Annotated in this window: 11 protein-coding genes, 1 tRNA gene and 1 pseudogene; 7 read left to right on the top strand and 6 right to left on the bottom strand. The window is 64.5% G+C overall.

Annotated elements, in window-relative coordinates:
- The first annotated feature begins 276 nt into the window (after window positions 1–276).
- The 3 genes from B4A39_RS04725 to B4A39_RS04720 are packed head-to-tail and all read left to right on the top strand — an operon-like array spanning window position 277 to window position 1,582.
- Complete coding sequence (locus B4A39_RS04725; RefSeq protein ID WP_292033833.1) at window positions 277–930, top strand: DUF433 domain-containing protein; 654 nt, start codon at window positions 277–279, stop codon at window positions 928–930.
- A complete protein-coding gene (locus tag B4A39_RS16445) occupies window positions 930–1,328 on the top strand; it encodes a DUF5615 family PIN-like protein (protein ID WP_409449588.1) in 399 nt (132 codons plus the stop codon). Before B4A39_RS04725 ends, B4A39_RS16445 begins: the two co-directional genes overlap by 1 nt.
- Window positions 1,325–1,582 (top strand): hypothetical protein, encoded by a 258-nt coding sequence (locus B4A39_RS04720; RefSeq protein WP_292033831.1) that lies wholly within the window; start codon window positions 1,325–1,327, stop codon window positions 1,580–1,582. The genes B4A39_RS16445 and B4A39_RS04720 overlap by 4 nt, the downstream gene beginning before the upstream one ends.
- Here the strand turns inward: B4A39_RS04720 and B4A39_RS04715 are convergent.
- The 3 genes and pseudogenes from B4A39_RS04715 to B4A39_RS04710 form a co-directional block, all read right to left on the bottom strand.
- A complete protein-coding gene (locus B4A39_RS04715; RefSeq protein WP_292033829.1) occupies window positions 1,558–2,610 on the bottom strand; it encodes a site-specific integrase in 1,053 nt (350 codons plus the stop codon). The two genes, B4A39_RS04720 and B4A39_RS04715, sit on opposite strands and share 25 nt — an antisense overlap.
- A gap of 222 nt (window positions 2,611–2,832) precedes the next feature.
- Window positions 2,833–2,994 (bottom strand): annotated as a pseudogene (locus B4A39_RS16440) (DUF6538 domain-containing protein); the annotation flags it as partial.
- Window positions 2,995–3,170: 176 nt separating this feature from the next.
- Window positions 3,171–3,247: transfer RNA gene (locus B4A39_RS04710), tRNA-Arg, on the bottom strand.
- A gap of 234 nt (window positions 3,248–3,481) precedes the next feature.
- Here B4A39_RS04710 and B4A39_RS04705 point away from each other — a divergent pair.
- A complete protein-coding gene (locus B4A39_RS04705) occupies window positions 3,482–5,164 on the top strand; it encodes a gamma-glutamyltransferase family protein (protein ID WP_292033840.1) in 1,683 nt (560 codons plus the stop codon).
- A gap of 2 nt (window positions 5,165–5,166) precedes the next feature.
- Here the strand turns inward: B4A39_RS04705 and B4A39_RS04700 are convergent, their stop codons facing one another.
- Window positions 5,167–6,015 carry a lipid A-modifier LpxR family protein gene (locus tag B4A39_RS04700; protein WP_292033826.1) on the bottom strand — a complete coding sequence of 283 codons (849 nt, stop codon included), beginning with the start codon at window positions 6,013–6,015 and terminating at the stop codon, window positions 5,167–5,169.
- A 165-nt stretch (window positions 6,016–6,180) separates the two neighbouring features.
- On the bottom strand, window positions 6,181–8,070 hold the full coding sequence (locus tag B4A39_RS04695; RefSeq protein WP_292033838.1) for a ribonucleoside-diphosphate reductase subunit alpha: 1,890 nt from the start codon (window positions 8,068–8,070) through the stop codon (window positions 6,181–6,183).
- A 286-nt stretch (window positions 8,071–8,356) separates the two neighbouring features.
- On the opposite strand from B4A39_RS04695, the gene B4A39_RS04690 reads away from it, so the two are divergent.
- The 3 genes from B4A39_RS04690 (at window position 8,357) to B4A39_RS04680 (ending at window position 12,713) form a co-directional block, all read left to right on the top strand.
- Window positions 8,357–9,106: a phosphatase PAP2 family protein gene (locus B4A39_RS04690; protein WP_292033824.1), complete on the top strand. Its 750-nt coding sequence runs from the start codon at window positions 8,357–8,359 to the stop codon at window positions 9,104–9,106.
- 67 nt (window positions 9,107–9,173) lie between these two features.
- Window positions 9,174–10,493: an acetyl-CoA hydrolase/transferase family protein gene (locus B4A39_RS04685; protein WP_292033822.1), complete on the top strand. Its 1,320-nt coding sequence runs from the start codon at window positions 9,174–9,176 to the stop codon at window positions 10,491–10,493.
- Between the two features lie 162 nt (window positions 10,494–10,655).
- Window positions 10,656–12,713: a response regulator gene (locus tag B4A39_RS04680; RefSeq protein ID WP_292033819.1), complete on the top strand. Its 2,058-nt coding sequence runs from the start codon at window positions 10,656–10,658 to the stop codon at window positions 12,711–12,713.
- Here B4A39_RS04680 and B4A39_RS04675 read toward each other — a convergent pair.
- Window positions 12,710–13,354, bottom strand: a complete 645-nt coding sequence (locus tag B4A39_RS04675) for a glutathione S-transferase family protein (RefSeq protein ID WP_409449589.1) — start codon at window positions 13,352–13,354, stop codon at window positions 12,710–12,712. The genes B4A39_RS04680 and B4A39_RS04675 overlap by 4 nt on opposite strands.
- Window positions 13,355–13,438: the final 84 nt, after the last annotated feature.

Below are 13,438 nucleotides of genomic sequence, written 5' to 3'. Positions count from 1 at the left end.
TCTCTTCGGGTGCGCCACTCTCCCAACCATCGTTGAAAAGACTACGGTTTCACCGTCTGAGAAACCGTCATCGGACGATTGCTACACATCCTTGCTACACAATTCCGGCGACGATGCGGGATCAAGATCAGGGAAACGCTCAGGAAAACGGACGGGCGGCTGTTATCCGTAGTTTGAGCATGGGGCTCACGCGTCATTCCTAACGGACTCGGCTTTCCGCAGACCTCTGGTTTTCTGTCGTGTTCTGTGATTCTTGTCCGACGGGAGAATGCAGCGGTGTCGATTGTGCAAAACAGCAACGTCATAGGAGCGTTCAGCGAGGAGCATGCCGAGCGACTGAGCGGCGTGTCGTCCGCTCAACTGCGACGCTGGGACCGCCTCGGCTTTTTCAAGCCAAGCTACGCCGCTGAAGACCGCCATCTTCCCTACAGCAGAATCTACTCCTTTAAGGATTTGGTGGCCCTTCGGGTTCTCAATGAGTTACGGAACAACCACAGGGTTTCGCTGCAACATTTGCGTAAAGTGGCCGAGACCTTGGGCCACCTCAAAGACGACCTGTGGAGCAGCACTACCCTATCGGTCCTGAACAAGCGTGTGGTGTTTAACGAGCCTGAAACCTCCAAGCCCCGCGAGGTCGTGAGCGGTCAATACATCGCCGACATTCCTCTGCGCGTGGTCATCTCCAGCACCCGCAAGGCCGTCGGCGAGATGAATAAGCGCGGCAAGGCAGAGATTGGTCAGATCGTCAGAGCCAAATTCAACAATCGGAATGCTGCCGTGGTTGCGGGCACCCGAATCCCCGTTCGGGCGATACGTCACTTCGCTGACGCTGGATATCCCGCCGCCAAGATCGTCAAAGAATATCCGGACCTCACGATCGAGGATATTGAAGCGGCTATTGCCTACCAAGGGCCGGGTGTGGCCGCCTGATGGCCGACCGGCCGGTGATTCATTTTTTCACCGACCAGAACGTCCCTGATTCCCTGGGAGCCTATTTGCGAAAGCAGGGTCACACCGTGACCCGCCTGCGCGACGTCATGGCAACAAACTCACCGGACCCCATCGTCGCTACAGCGTGTGCGGAGTCTGAGTTAGTTCTCATCACCTGGGACCAAGACTTCAAGGCGATGGCTCCGAACATGAAAATCACTCGAAAGCGATTTGGCACCCTCAGTTGCGTTAGATTTAACTGCAAGGAGCCAAACGCAGTCGCGCGAATGAAGGAGGCTTTGCCACTTATCGAGGCCGCCTACGCCCACGCTCAAACGCGTCGGAGCAAGCAGATAATCTTTTCCATCGGCGACCACTTGGTGAGGCTTCACGGATGAGGCGTCGAACTGCACCCGAGCCGATCTACTATCCCTGCTTCACCTGCGGCGGAACGTTTCGGTTCGGCTCCCACGTCTACGACGGCCATCACATAGCGGCCTACAAATTCAACGTCTGCTCGGGCTGCTGGAGCGGCAACTGGGACGGCTGGGCACCGCACTATGAGCGCAAGATTCTGACCCATCTGGCTGAAAACGGTCTGGGTGTTCCCGCGCGGAATGCAGCGGGTTACTTGCCGCGTGATCCCGCTTGAATCAGGCTGGGCCGCGCCGCCGTTTCTCCACTTGAGAGATGTCGGAGGTCAAGGTCGGAGTAACTCACCCGGCTGATTGCCTCGAACAGCGTCTCCACTCGATAGCCGCTGCCGTATGAATCGGAGACCGAACCTGATCCGCCAGACCCTCCAGGTCGAGACCAGCCACCCAAAACCAGCGCGATGTCGCGTTCGACTTTGGCTTCTCGCAGGGCGTCGCGGAAGACGTGCCGGAAGCTGTGGAAGCAGGTCTTAGGTGCCCGCGCTCCAGCCTTTTCGGTGAACCGTGTGAACCACGGTGAGAATGTGGTGGAGCGATAGCCGGTTGCCCCCATTCCGACCTCGGCAAACAGCTTGACCTCGCCCTCCTGCCGTCGCCGGATAACGAACTTCATAAAGCCGAGGCGTAGAAGTTCGGGATGGACGGGGACGAGGCGTTCGCTCGAAACGGTCTTCAACCTTTTGTCGGTTTCCCCAGTCTCGGTCGAAGCCGTGATGGCGAAGCACGTTATGTCATCAACGACCCTGATGTCGGCAACGTCGAGTTGGCATATTTCATTGAGGCGGAGACCGCAGAAAAGCCCGACGAGCGGAATCCAGAAACGGGCGTTCCGTGGGCGGCTTAGGCCGGGTTTGGCATAGCCATGCCTATCGTCCTGGCAGCCGACGTAGAGCGGAGCGGAGAAAATTGCCTGTAGCTGTGCCGTCGAGAATGGTTTGCGTTTGTCGCGTCGCTGGGTCGGGTCGGGAACCCTCAATCCCTGAGCCGGATTTCGATCCAGCATTTCCTCCTTCACCGCCCAATTGAGCACGCCACAAAGCTTGTTCAGGTAGGTGTTTACGTTGGCCGCATTGATGAGGTCGGTGCGTTGCTCGGCCTTGGCCTTCTCTGCGATCTCGATGGGGTCGAGCTTCGGAAACAGCTTCGAGGCATTGCGGGGTTGCCAACGCAGCACCTCGATCATGTCGCGGCACTGTGTCCGGGTGATGCTGCGAACGGGAGTATCCGTTCCGAAGATCGCCAGCATCACCCGTCTTGTCGTCTGGTAGGCCATCCGAGTAGTGGGGGTCCAATCCCGCGTCGGGTCCTCTGTGTAGGCATCGTAGACCTCACGAAGCGTCAGCCCAAGCGGAGCCTCCGCCGATGCCAGTTGGAGCGTCGATCCACGATCCTCATCTCGCTGTCGGACCTCAACGCCTCTCCTGATTGTTGGATCAATCGGCTGTCCGGATCGTGCTCGGGCTTCCTCGAAACGCTGTTCAACCGAGGCAGCGATTTGGTGGCAGCGGCGCAGGGCCACCGTTGGGCTGTCCGTCCCCAGCGATCTCCAGATTTCCCGCTTACCGACAATGGCCAGCAACGACGTCGGGACCCGTCGCCGATAGTAGATGCGACCACCCCGCCAGACCAAATGTGCGCGATTGTGTAGACGCTTTGTGTAACAGCCGCCCGTCCGTTTTCCTGAGCGTTTCCCTGATCTTGATCCCGCATCGTCGCCGGAATTGTGTAGCAAGGATGTGTAGCAATCGTCCGATGACGGTTTCTCAGACGGTGAAACCGTAGTCTTTTCAACGATGGTTGGGAGAGTGGCGCACCCGAAGAGATTCGAACTCCTGACCCCCAGATTCGTAGTCTGGTGCTCTATCCAGCTGAGCTACGGGTGCGCACTGCCTTGCGGGCAGGGCCGGGTATCTAGCGGTCGGGTCGGGGTCTGGCAAGCGGCTTTTCTGAAAATACCGATAGAAAATGCAGGCTTGGACTCCGGGCCTTGGCGCACTAGGCAAGAACCTCTCCCTGAGCCGTGCAGGAGCTGTTTGGTGCGCGCCTATTCCATCCCCTCGTCGAACCCTCGGCGCAAGATTTCACTCATTCTGACGGGGGCGGCTGTCAGCGCCTTGATGTTGGCGGGATGCGCAACGGCGTCGGTCAGTGAGACGGTGACGGCGGAATCGGTAGCAGCGACGGCGCAAGCGCCGGCGCGCGGGCCTTTCGTGTCGGCGGCCAATCCCCTGGCGGTCGAGGCGGGGATGAAGATCCTGGCGCGCGGCGGATCGGCGGTGGACGCCGCCGTGGCCATTCAGGCGGTCCTGGGTCTGGTCGAGCCGCAGTCATCGGGGCTGGGCGGCGGGGCCTTCATGATGTTCTACGACGCCGAAAACGCGGCGCTGACCGTCTATGATGGGCGCGAGACGGCGCCGGCCTCGGCCACGCCCGAGCTCTTCTATGAGAACGGGCAGCCGCTGGCTTTCGTCGATGCAGTGCTGAGCGGCCATTCGACCGGCGCGCCCGGCGCCGTACCCATGCTGGCACTGGCCCAGAAGCAGCACGGCGCTCTGGCCTGGTCCGAACTGTTCGGCGACGCTGAGAAGCTGGCTCAGGACGGCTTTGTCGTCAGCCCGCGTCTGGCAGGGATGATCAGCAGCAATGCGCCGCAGGCCAAGACGCGGTGGGCGACCGAGTATTTCACCAAGGCGGACGGCACGCGCTACGCCGCCGGCGACGTTCTGAAAAACCCAGCCTATGCCGAAACGGTGCGGACCCTGGCGCGCGAGGGGGCAGCGGGCTTGCAGACGGGGCCGCTGGCCGAGGCCATAGCCGCCGCCGTGGCCGAGGGGCCGCGTCCGGGCGGGCTGACCACCGCCGACATCGCCGCCTATCGCCCCCTGGTGCGCGAGGCCGTGTGCGGGCCGTACAAGGTCTATGTCGTCTGCGTGCCGCCGCCGCCGTCCAGCGGCGCGTCGATTCTGCAACTGCTCGCCATGGGCGAGCAGACGCCGGACCTCGACAAGGGGCCGACCAGCCCTGAGGCCTGGGCTGCCTTCGCGCAGTTGCAGCGGCTGATGTACGCCGACCGCGACCGCTACTTCGGAGACCCGGCCTTTGTCTCGGTGCCGGTCGCCGGTCTGCTGGAGCCGACCTATGTGGCCGAGCGCGCGGCGCTGGCTCCAGCCTTGCGCGGCGCTGCGCCGTTCGGGACGCCGCAGGGCGCGCCCAAGGTTGGCGTCGACGCGACGCGCGAGCCAGCGGGCACCTCGCACTTCGTCGTTGTCGACGCGCAAGGCAACGCAGTCAGCATGACCACCACGGTCGAGAGCCTGTTCGGCTCGGGCCGGATGGCGGGCGGTTTCTTCCTCAACAACCAGCTCACAGACTTCTCGCTGGTGCCGACAGCGGCTGACGGCTCGCCTGCGGCCAACGCCGTGACGGCGGGCAAGCGTCCGCGCTCGTCCATGTCGCCGGTCATCGTGCTGGACCGCGAGGGGCGTCTGGTCGGAGCTCTGGGTTCACCCGGCGGGTCCTCGATCCTGGCCTATAACGCCAAGGCCCTGATCGCGGCTCTGGGTTGGGGCCTGCCGGTGCAGGAAGCCTTCGATCTGCCCAACATCGTGGCCAAGGGCGACGGCTTCGGCGCCGACACCCAGGGGTTCAGCCCTGAAATCCAGGCCGGGATGGCTGCGCGTGGCGTTTCTCTCAGACCAAACACCTCTGAGAATTCAGGTCTGCACGGCGCGCTGTGGCGGAATGGACGCTGGGATGGCGGGGCGGACAGCCGCCGCGAGGGCGTGGCGCGGACGCAATAGACCTATTCGCGGGGGCGGATCGTCAGTTGGAAGGCCACCAGGCCTTCCGACACGTCGGTGTTGATGCCGTTGTAGGCGCGAATGCCCTTGGCCTCGATCTCGCGGTAGACCACGCCGAACGAGCTCTGAACCGCGCCCCGACGATAGGCCACGCCGATCGAGGCGTCGCCGAGATAGGTGCCTTCGTCGTTGCTCATGCCCGAGCCGGTGAAGTCGCCGTCGCGCGTCCGGGCGAAGTTGTAGCCGACGGCCCGCTTCGAGCCGGCGGCGTAGAGATACCAGCGGGCGCGCTCGCCAAAGGCTTCGTCGCCGTCGGGGGCCAGCCGGTCCAGGCCCTCACCGATCTTCAGCGTTGCACCGGCTTCGGCCGTGGTGCCGTCGCGGCTGAACCCGACGCCCGCGTGCGGCGTCAAAGAGACCTCCAGGCCTGACGCCGTGCGGCCCTGCGCTGCGACCCAGCCGCGCGTATAGGTGACGTCGTAGGCCTCGTCCTGGTAGGCGCGGGCGTCCAGCGCGCGAGGCGGCACAGGCGCGCCATCGGCCCGACGCGGCTCGCCCCGGGCGGTCACCTGCAGCCGGTCGGTGAAGCCGTCACCGGTGAACCAAGCCTCGCTGCGGGCGGCGGTAAAGGCGTCTCGCCCGGCGGGGGAACCCGACAGGGCCAAGGGAGCGCCAAAGGGGGCTTCTGTAGCGGCAAGGGCGATGTCTGCCGCGACGCGGTTCGTTGCGTCCTCGAATTGAACGCTGTCGCTTCCGGCGGCCACGATGGGGAGGTTGGCCTGCGCGTTCGTCGTCGTGGGCAGGGCGCCCGCAACGATCAAGACACCAAACAGACAAACCTCGGCACGCATCAACGGTCCCCTCCCGAAATCCGTTAACAGAACCCCACTCTGCACTAACGCCGGAGAACCGCAACGGACTCTTTCAAGCCACAATCCTGACCAGACAAACGAAGCCGCCCGGAGGAGAGTTCCCCCGGGCGGCCCGATCAGCGCATCGTGATGAAAGTGCGGCCCTTACTGGCAGGCCAGGCACTCGTCGTAGTCTGTGGGGGCGGCGGAGAAGAGGTCCGGCTGGTTCGGATCGATCTCGGCCTCGGCCTTGTCTTCGGCCCCGGCGAAGGCGGCGCGTTGCACCGACTTGGAGCGCAGATAATAGAGCGACTTCACGCCGCGTTCCCAGGCGGACCAGTGCAGCATGTGCAGGTCCCACTTGTTCACATCGCCCGGGATGAAGAGGTTCAGCGATTGGGCCTGGCAGATTTCCGGCGCGCGGTCGGCGGCCAGTTCGACCACCCAGCGCTGGTCCAGCTCAAAGGCGGTCTTGAACACGCCCTTCTCGTCGTCGGACAGGCTGTCGAGGTGCTGAACCGAACCTTCGTGTTCAAGGATCGAGTTCCACACGGCCTCGGTGTCGATGCCCTTCTCGCCCAGCAGCTTCTGCAGATAGGGGTTTTTGACCGCGAACGAGCCCGACAGGGTCTTGTGCGTGTAGATGTTGGCCGGGATCGGCTCGATACCCGCCGAGGTGCCGCCGCAGATGATCGAGATCGAGGCGGTCGGGGCGATGGCCAGCTTGTGCGAGAAGCGTTCCATCACGCCGCGCTCTGCGGCGTCCAGGCAGGCGCCCTTCTCCTCGGCCAGCGCGCGGCTGGCCTTGTCGGCCTCGCGGCGCAGATGCTTGAACAGGCGCATGTTCCACGACTTGGCCATGGCGCTTTCGAAAGCGACGCCTTGGGCCTGCAAGAAGGAGTGGAAGCCCATCAGGCCCAGGCCCACCGAACGCTCACGCTTGGCCGAATAGATGGCGGCGGCCATGGCGGGCGGGGCGCGGTGGATGAAGTCCTCCAGGACATTATCCAGGAAGCGCATGATGTCTTCGATGAACTGCGGCTCTTCGCGCCATTCCAGGAACGTCTCGGCGTTGACCGAGGACAGGCAGCAGACGGCGGTGCGCTCGGCGCCCAGGTGGTCCTTGCCGGTGTGCAGCATGATTTCCGCGCACAGGTTGGATTGCTTGACCTTGAGGCCCAGCTCGCGCTGGTGCGGCGCCAACTGGCGGTTCACCGTGTCCGAGAAGATCAGATAGGGTTCGCCCGTCTGCATGCGGATGTCGAGCAGCTTGGTCCACAGCGAGCGGGCGTCGACGGTCTTCATGACCTCGCCGTTCTTGGGCGACTTGAGGTCGAAGGTGGAGCCGGCCTTCACCGCCTCCATGAACTCGTCGGTGATGTTGATGCCGTGGTGCAGGTTCAGGGACTTGCGGTTGAAGTCGCCCGAGGGTTTGCGGATCTCGAGGAACTCCTCGATCTCGGGGTGGTGGATGTCCAGATAGACGGCGGCCGAACCGCGACGCAGCGAGCCTTGCGAGATCGCCAGGGTCATGGAGTCCATGACGCGGATGAAGGGGATGATGCCGCTGGTCTGGCCGGCGCCCTTGACCTTCTCGCCGATGGAGCGGACGCCGCCCCAGTAGGTGCCGATGCCGCCGCCGTTGGAAGCCAAGGCGACATTCTCGTTCCACACGGTCTGGATGCCGTCGAGCGAGTCGCCCACGGCGTTCAGGAAGCAGCTGATCGGCAGACCGCGGTCTGCGCCGCCGTTCGACAGCACCGGGGTGGCGGGCATGAACCACAGTTTCGACATGTAGTCGTAGACGCGCTGGGCATGGTCGGCGTCATCGGCATAGGCCGTCGAGACGCGGGCGAACATGTCCTGATAGCTCTCGCCCGGCAGGAGGTAGCGATCCTCCAGGGTCTTCTTGCCGAAGTCCGTCAGCAGGTCGTCGCGCGACCGGTCCAGCGTCAGGCCTGTGACCACTTTCAGATGAGGTCTGCCCTCGGGCGGCGGCGCAGAAACCGTCGTGAATTCCGTTGTCTGCAGAGCTTCGCCGCCAGCCATGTTGATCCTTGCCCCGATCAAAATCGTAAGAAGACCGTGCCGGTTTGAAACACTAGATATGGTGTCTCTGTTCCCGTGCTCGGCTAGATGTATGGGCGCATATCGCTAATGGCAGGTAAAGACTTGATCTTGGGCAAGCGATGTGGGCGGCGGGAGATTCACGCCTGAGGGCCTGTGGAAAAGTCGGAAAAGACAATCCTCAAGCCGTCGCGTCGTGATGGTTTCCAAGTGATCACAAACGCGTGATGTGGAGCAGGCGGGAACACCTGCCTAGCTTGACCGTTAGCCGCCCATGGCTCCGCATCCCACCGCCTTCCTGACCCGCGCCCTGCGTGTGGCCCGCACCGAAATCGCCGCCGTTGCCGCCCTGCTGGTGATCGCGCTGGGCACGCTGACCTTCATCGAGGTGGCCGACGACATGCGGGAGGCTGATGGTCAGGCCTTTGACCAGGCGGTGCTGCACGCCGTGCGGCCCTTCGCCGATGATCCGGGCCGCCCTTGGGGGCCGTGGTGGCTGCACGAGGCGGCGGCCGACCTGACTTCTCTGGGGGGGATATCGGTCCTGACCCTGTTCGCCCTGATCGCGCTCGGCTTCATGGTGATCCAGGGCAAGCGGTTGTCGGCTCTGCTGCTGGTGATCGGTCTGGCCGGCGGCGTTGTCCTCAGCGAGGGTCTGAAGGCCGTGTTCGAGCGCGAGCGTCCGCCGCTGGAGTTCCAGGCGGTCGAGACGTTGAACGCCAGCTTCCCTTCCGGCCACGCCCTGCTGTCTACCGTCTTCTATCTGACGCTGGGGGTCATGCTGACGCGCGCCTTTCCGAAGAAGCGGCTGAAGGCCTATGTGCTCGGCTGCGGCGTGCTGATCGCCCTGCTGATCGGTCTGACCCGCATCTATCTGGGCGCGCACTGGGCCTCGGATGTGTTCGCCGGGTGGAGCGTCGGCGCGGCCTGGGCCATGGCGCTGTGGCTGGCCGCCTATGCGGTCGAGCGGCGCCAGCGCCTTCACGACGCGCCGCTTCAGGATACGCCTTCGACCAATGTCTAGCGGCTGGGACAGGCTGGGCGCCGGATAACGGATCGAACAGAGTCGAACGGCCGTTCGAGGATACGCCATGACCCAATACGCCGCTCCCTATGCTGAGCGTCTGATGTCGCCCGCCGCCGCCGCGGCCCTGATTCCGTCGGGCGCCAGGATCGCCATGGCGCTGGGCGTGGGCCAGCCGCCCGCGTTGCTGAAGGCGCTGGCCGACAGGGCGGAGGCCCGCGAGGTCGGCGACATCAACATCTACTACCTGCTGTCCACGGCCATCGCCGGCGAGACGGTGCTGCGTTTCGACCTGACCGACCGGCTGCGTCCCCACAGCCTGTTCCACGGCGCGATCGAACGAGGGCTGGAGGCGCGGGGCGTCGAGGCGGGGCGCCAGGCCGTCTGGTTCGTACCGACCGGCTTTCAGCAGACGCCCAGGGTTCTGACACACGAGATCGGGGTGGACACCCTCTTGGCTACGGTCTCGCCGATGGACGCCGACGGCTATTTCAGCTTTGGCACCAATACTGACTACGCCTTGGCGGCGTCGAAGACGGCCAGGCGGGTGATTCTGGAGGTCAATCCGCACATGCCGCGCGTCTTTGGCGACTGCACGGTGCATGTGTCGCAGGTCACGGCCCTGGTCGAACACGCTGCGCCCCTGCTGGAAGCGGGCAAGGCGGCGCAGCAGCCGCAGGACCTGATCATCGGCGGGCTTATCGCCGGCCTGATCGAGAACGGGTCGACCTTGCAGATGGGCATCGGCGCCTTGCCGGACGCCGTCTGCGCGGCCCTGCATGACCACGTCGATCTGGGCATCCACACCGAGATGCTCACGCCGGGTCTGGTGGAACTGGTGCGGGCCGGCGCTGTGACCAACGCCAGGAAGACGCTACATCCGGGCAAGACGGTCTTCACCTTTTCGATGGGCGATCGCGCGACCTACGACTTTCTGCATGAAAATCCGGCGGTCGAGGCGCATCCCGTCGACTATGTGAACGATCCGGCGGTGATCGCCCGCAACGCGCAAATGGTGTCGGTAAACGCCACGCTCCAGATCGATCTCTTCGGCGCCTGTTGTTCGGAGTACCTCAAAGGGCGGCAGTACACGGCTGCGGGCGGGCAACTGGACTTTGTCCGCGGCGCTTCGGCGTCACCGGGCGGCAAGTCGATCATCGCCTGTCATTCGACAGCGGCCAGGGGGACGGCGTCGCGCATCGTCGCCAAGCTGGACGGGCCGGTGACGACGCCCCGCAATGACACCCAGATCGTCGTCACCGAGCACGGCTGGGTCAATCTGCGCGGTATGACGGTGGATCAGCGAGCCCGCGCCCTGATCGGCCTGGCCGCGCCGCAGTTCCGGGCAGGTCTCGAAGCCGAAGCTCGAACGATGGGCCTGATCTGAAGATACCCGCATTATATGTAAGTGTTTCCGCGCATGGGACTGCGCAGGATTCTTTTACATTTGCCGGTCACCATCATCGTGGGGATAGGGCGAGGTTCGAGCATGGCGGGACGCTGGCGGTTGTTTCGCCATGATGCGGGGCGAGAGGCGGGCCCTCCGCCATTGCTTTATGTTCTTCTATTCGCCGTTTGCCTGCTGCTGGGCCATTGGAGCGCCAGCACCTTCCAGGCCGTGATCGTCTGGCCGGCCAACGGCGTCATGCTGGCCGCCCTGCTGCAGTTGCATCGACGCCAGGCCGTGGCCGTGCTTCTGGCCTGCGTTATGTTGAATCTGGGCAGCAACGTCTTGCGAGGTGATGGTCTGCCTTTCCTCTGGACCAATGTGGTCCTGAACCTCGGTCAGGTGCTGGTCGCCGGCGTTCTGGCGCGACGGCTGGGCGGGGCGGCGCTGGACATGCGACGGCCGCGACGGCTGTTCGCCTTCGCCCTGGCGGCGGCGGCGCCGGCCGTGGTGCTCAGCACGACGGCCGCGGTCGGCCTGGGCATAGCCTTGCGCGACTATTCGCCGACCATGGCGATCTTCGTCTGGCAGCATATGTTCGGCATGGAGTTGCTGGGGCTGCTGATCGTCACGCCAACCCTGCTGCTGCTGGCGCGGACCCATCGCTTCAGTCTGGATCGCGCCGCCAGCACGGCGGGCGTTCCCGAGGCGGCCCTGCTGTTTCTTCTGCTCGCTGCGGTCACAGCCTGGGTGTTCAGCCAACCGTCATCCATGGCCTTTGCGGTCCTGCCGCCGCTGATGCTGATCGCGTTCCGCCTGTCCCCGCCCTGGACGGCGCTGGCGCTGATCGTGGTGACGGTGATCAGCGGGGTCGGCACCCTGACGGGTCACGGGCCGATGATGCTGGGCGCCGTGGAGGACATTCCGGATCTGGCAGGCCTGCCGCTGCGGATGCGGCAGATGGGCGGCTACTATGTCTTCCTTCTGGTGACCGTCGTCACGGCGCTGCCGCTCAGCACCCTGATGAGCCAGCGTCGGCGGTTGGTGGAACGTCTGCAAGCGCGCAACGCCGTCGCCATGGAGGCCCAGGCGCGGGCTGAACGGTCGGACGCCGCGAAGTCCCGATTCCTGGCCCTGATGAGCCATGAGATGCGCACGCCGCTGAACGGCATCGCGGGTTACGCCGACCTGCTGGCCCGGCGCAACGATCTGTCGCCCGAGGTCTTGCCTCAGGTCGAGGCCATCGGGCGGTCGGGCGAGGCGATGCTGATGCTGGTCGAGGACGTGCTCGAATTCTCTCGCGGTGGCGAAGCTGTCGCCAGCGAGCGGCTGATGGTCAGTGACCTGTTGCAGGAGGCGGCGGCGCCGGCGCGATTGAACGCTGAGGCCAAGGGACTGCCGTTCATCCTGACGATTGAGCCCGAGGCGCGCGGAGCCTTCACCGGCGACCGTCGCCGCCTGCGTCAAGCCTTGCACCATGTGATTTCCAACGCCGTCAAGTTCACCGACAGCGGCGAGGTGCGCGTGGCTGCGGCTCATGACGGCGCGGTTCTATCCGTGGTCGTGTCGGACACCGGCAGCGGCATCGATCCGGCCTTCATGCCCAGATTGTTCGACGCCTTTGCCCAGAGCGATGATTCCCTTCGTCGTGAGCATATGGGCGCAGGCGTCGGCCTGCCGCTGGCACTGGCCCAGATCAGGCGCATGGGCGGACGGATCGATGTGGTCAGCACGCCGGGGCAGGGGTCGACCTTCAGCGTCGCCGTTCCCTTGTCGCCAGTCAGCGTTTCTGAAGACGCGCCTTCGAGCGAGGTGGAGCGGGCGATGCGGGTGCTGATCGTGGACGACCACCCGGTCAACCGGGAGATGATGCGCCTGATGCTGGCGGCCGCCGATTGCGAAACGGTCGAGGCCAAGGACGGTCTGGAGGCTGTTGAAAGGGCGCGAGAAGGCGGATTCGACCTGATTTTGATGGATGTGCGAATGCCGCACCTGGACGGGTTGGGAGCCACGGAACGGATCCGCGCCCTGTCGTCGCCGGTGGCGGCGGCGCCGATTCTGGCGGTGACGGCGGACGCCATGCCCGAAGACGCCGTGCGTTGTCGGAACGCCGGCATGGACGGTCATCTGGCCAAGCCCATCACCCACGTGCGTCTCTACGCCGCCATCGACCAGGCCATGCAGGCGGCCGCGCACCGACTGGAAAGGGTCGCCGCCTAGGCCTCGTCCTCGAAGGGAAAGCGTTTGGCCCAGAACTGCTGCAAGGAGGGCAGGGCGTCCACCCTGCGCACGACCTCGCTCATGCGGGGCGCCTCGGTGTAGAAGCGCGCGCGGCGTGGCGTCCAACGACTGGCGACGGCGACATAGAGGTCCAGCACGCCTGGCTCGTCCCCCATGAGAAACCGGCCCGGCGTGATCTGTTCGTCCATCACCCGCCAGCAATCGGCGATGCGCTCTGCGGTGCGCCGCTTCAATTCGTCCTGCGCGCCGACATCGTCCCCGACCAGTCGCGACGGCACATCCCGCACCCAGAACAGGGAATAGATCGAGGCGGGGATGAAGATCATCCAACGCAGAAACTGCGCCCGGCGCGGATCGCTGGGCGCCGGCCCGAGGCGGGCTTGCGGATAGGTGTCAGCCAGCCAGATCAGGATGGCGGCGCTTTCGGTGATCGTGTCACCCTCTGGCGTGATCAGGGCCGGGATCTGGCGCATGGGATTGGCGGCGGCCACTTTCTCGCGCTCGGCTTCGCCTTCCCAGGTCACGGCCTCGATGACGCGATAGTCCAGTCCGATCAGGGTCATGGCCGCCTCGACCGGGACCGATCCCGAGCCAGCGGCGCCGTAAAGCGTGAAACTCATCCCCAGGCTTCTCCCCATCTGATTGTCTGTCGACCACCACATCTAGCGGTCGGGTGAAAATGTGATCGCAAGATAGGCGCATTC

Origin of the sequence: Brevundimonas sp. UBA4553 (assembly GCF_002387245.1) — a bacterium.
Classification (GTDB): domain Bacteria; phylum Pseudomonadota; class Alphaproteobacteria; order Caulobacterales; family Caulobacteraceae; genus Brevundimonas.
This window is presented reverse-complemented; position numbering and strand designations above follow the sequence as displayed.

What these genes read in the sequence shown, in the direction of transcription:
- B4A39_RS04720 (WP_292033831.1), top strand. Translation starts at nt 1,325, where the DNA reads ATGAGGCGTCGAACTGCACCCGAGCCGATCTACTATCCCTGCTTCACC.
- B4A39_RS04690 (WP_292033824.1), top strand. Translation starts at nt 8,357, where the DNA reads ATGGCTCCGCATCCCACCGCCTTCCTGACCCGCGCCCTGCGTGTGGCC.
- B4A39_RS04675 (WP_409449589.1), bottom strand. Translation starts at nt 13,354, where the DNA reads ATGAGTTTCACGCTTTACGGCGCCGCTGGCTCGGGATCGGTCCCGGTC.
- B4A39_RS04685 (WP_292033822.1), top strand. Translation starts at nt 9,174, where the DNA reads ATGACCCAATACGCCGCTCCCTATGCTGAGCGTCTGATGTCGCCCGCC.
- B4A39_RS04715 (WP_292033829.1), bottom strand. Translation starts at nt 2,610, where the DNA reads ATGCTGGCGATCTTCGGAACGGATACTCCCGTTCGCAGCATCACCCGG.
- B4A39_RS16445 (WP_409449588.1), top strand. Translation starts at nt 930, where the DNA reads ATGGCCGACCGGCCGGTGATTCATTTTTTCACCGACCAGAACGTCCCT.
- B4A39_RS04705 (WP_292033840.1), top strand. Translation starts at nt 3,482, where the DNA reads ATGTTGGCGGGATGCGCAACGGCGTCGGTCAGTGAGACGGTGACGGCG.
- B4A39_RS04700 (WP_292033826.1), bottom strand. Translation starts at nt 6,015, where the DNA reads ATGCGTGCCGAGGTTTGTCTGTTTGGTGTCTTGATCGTTGCGGGCGCC.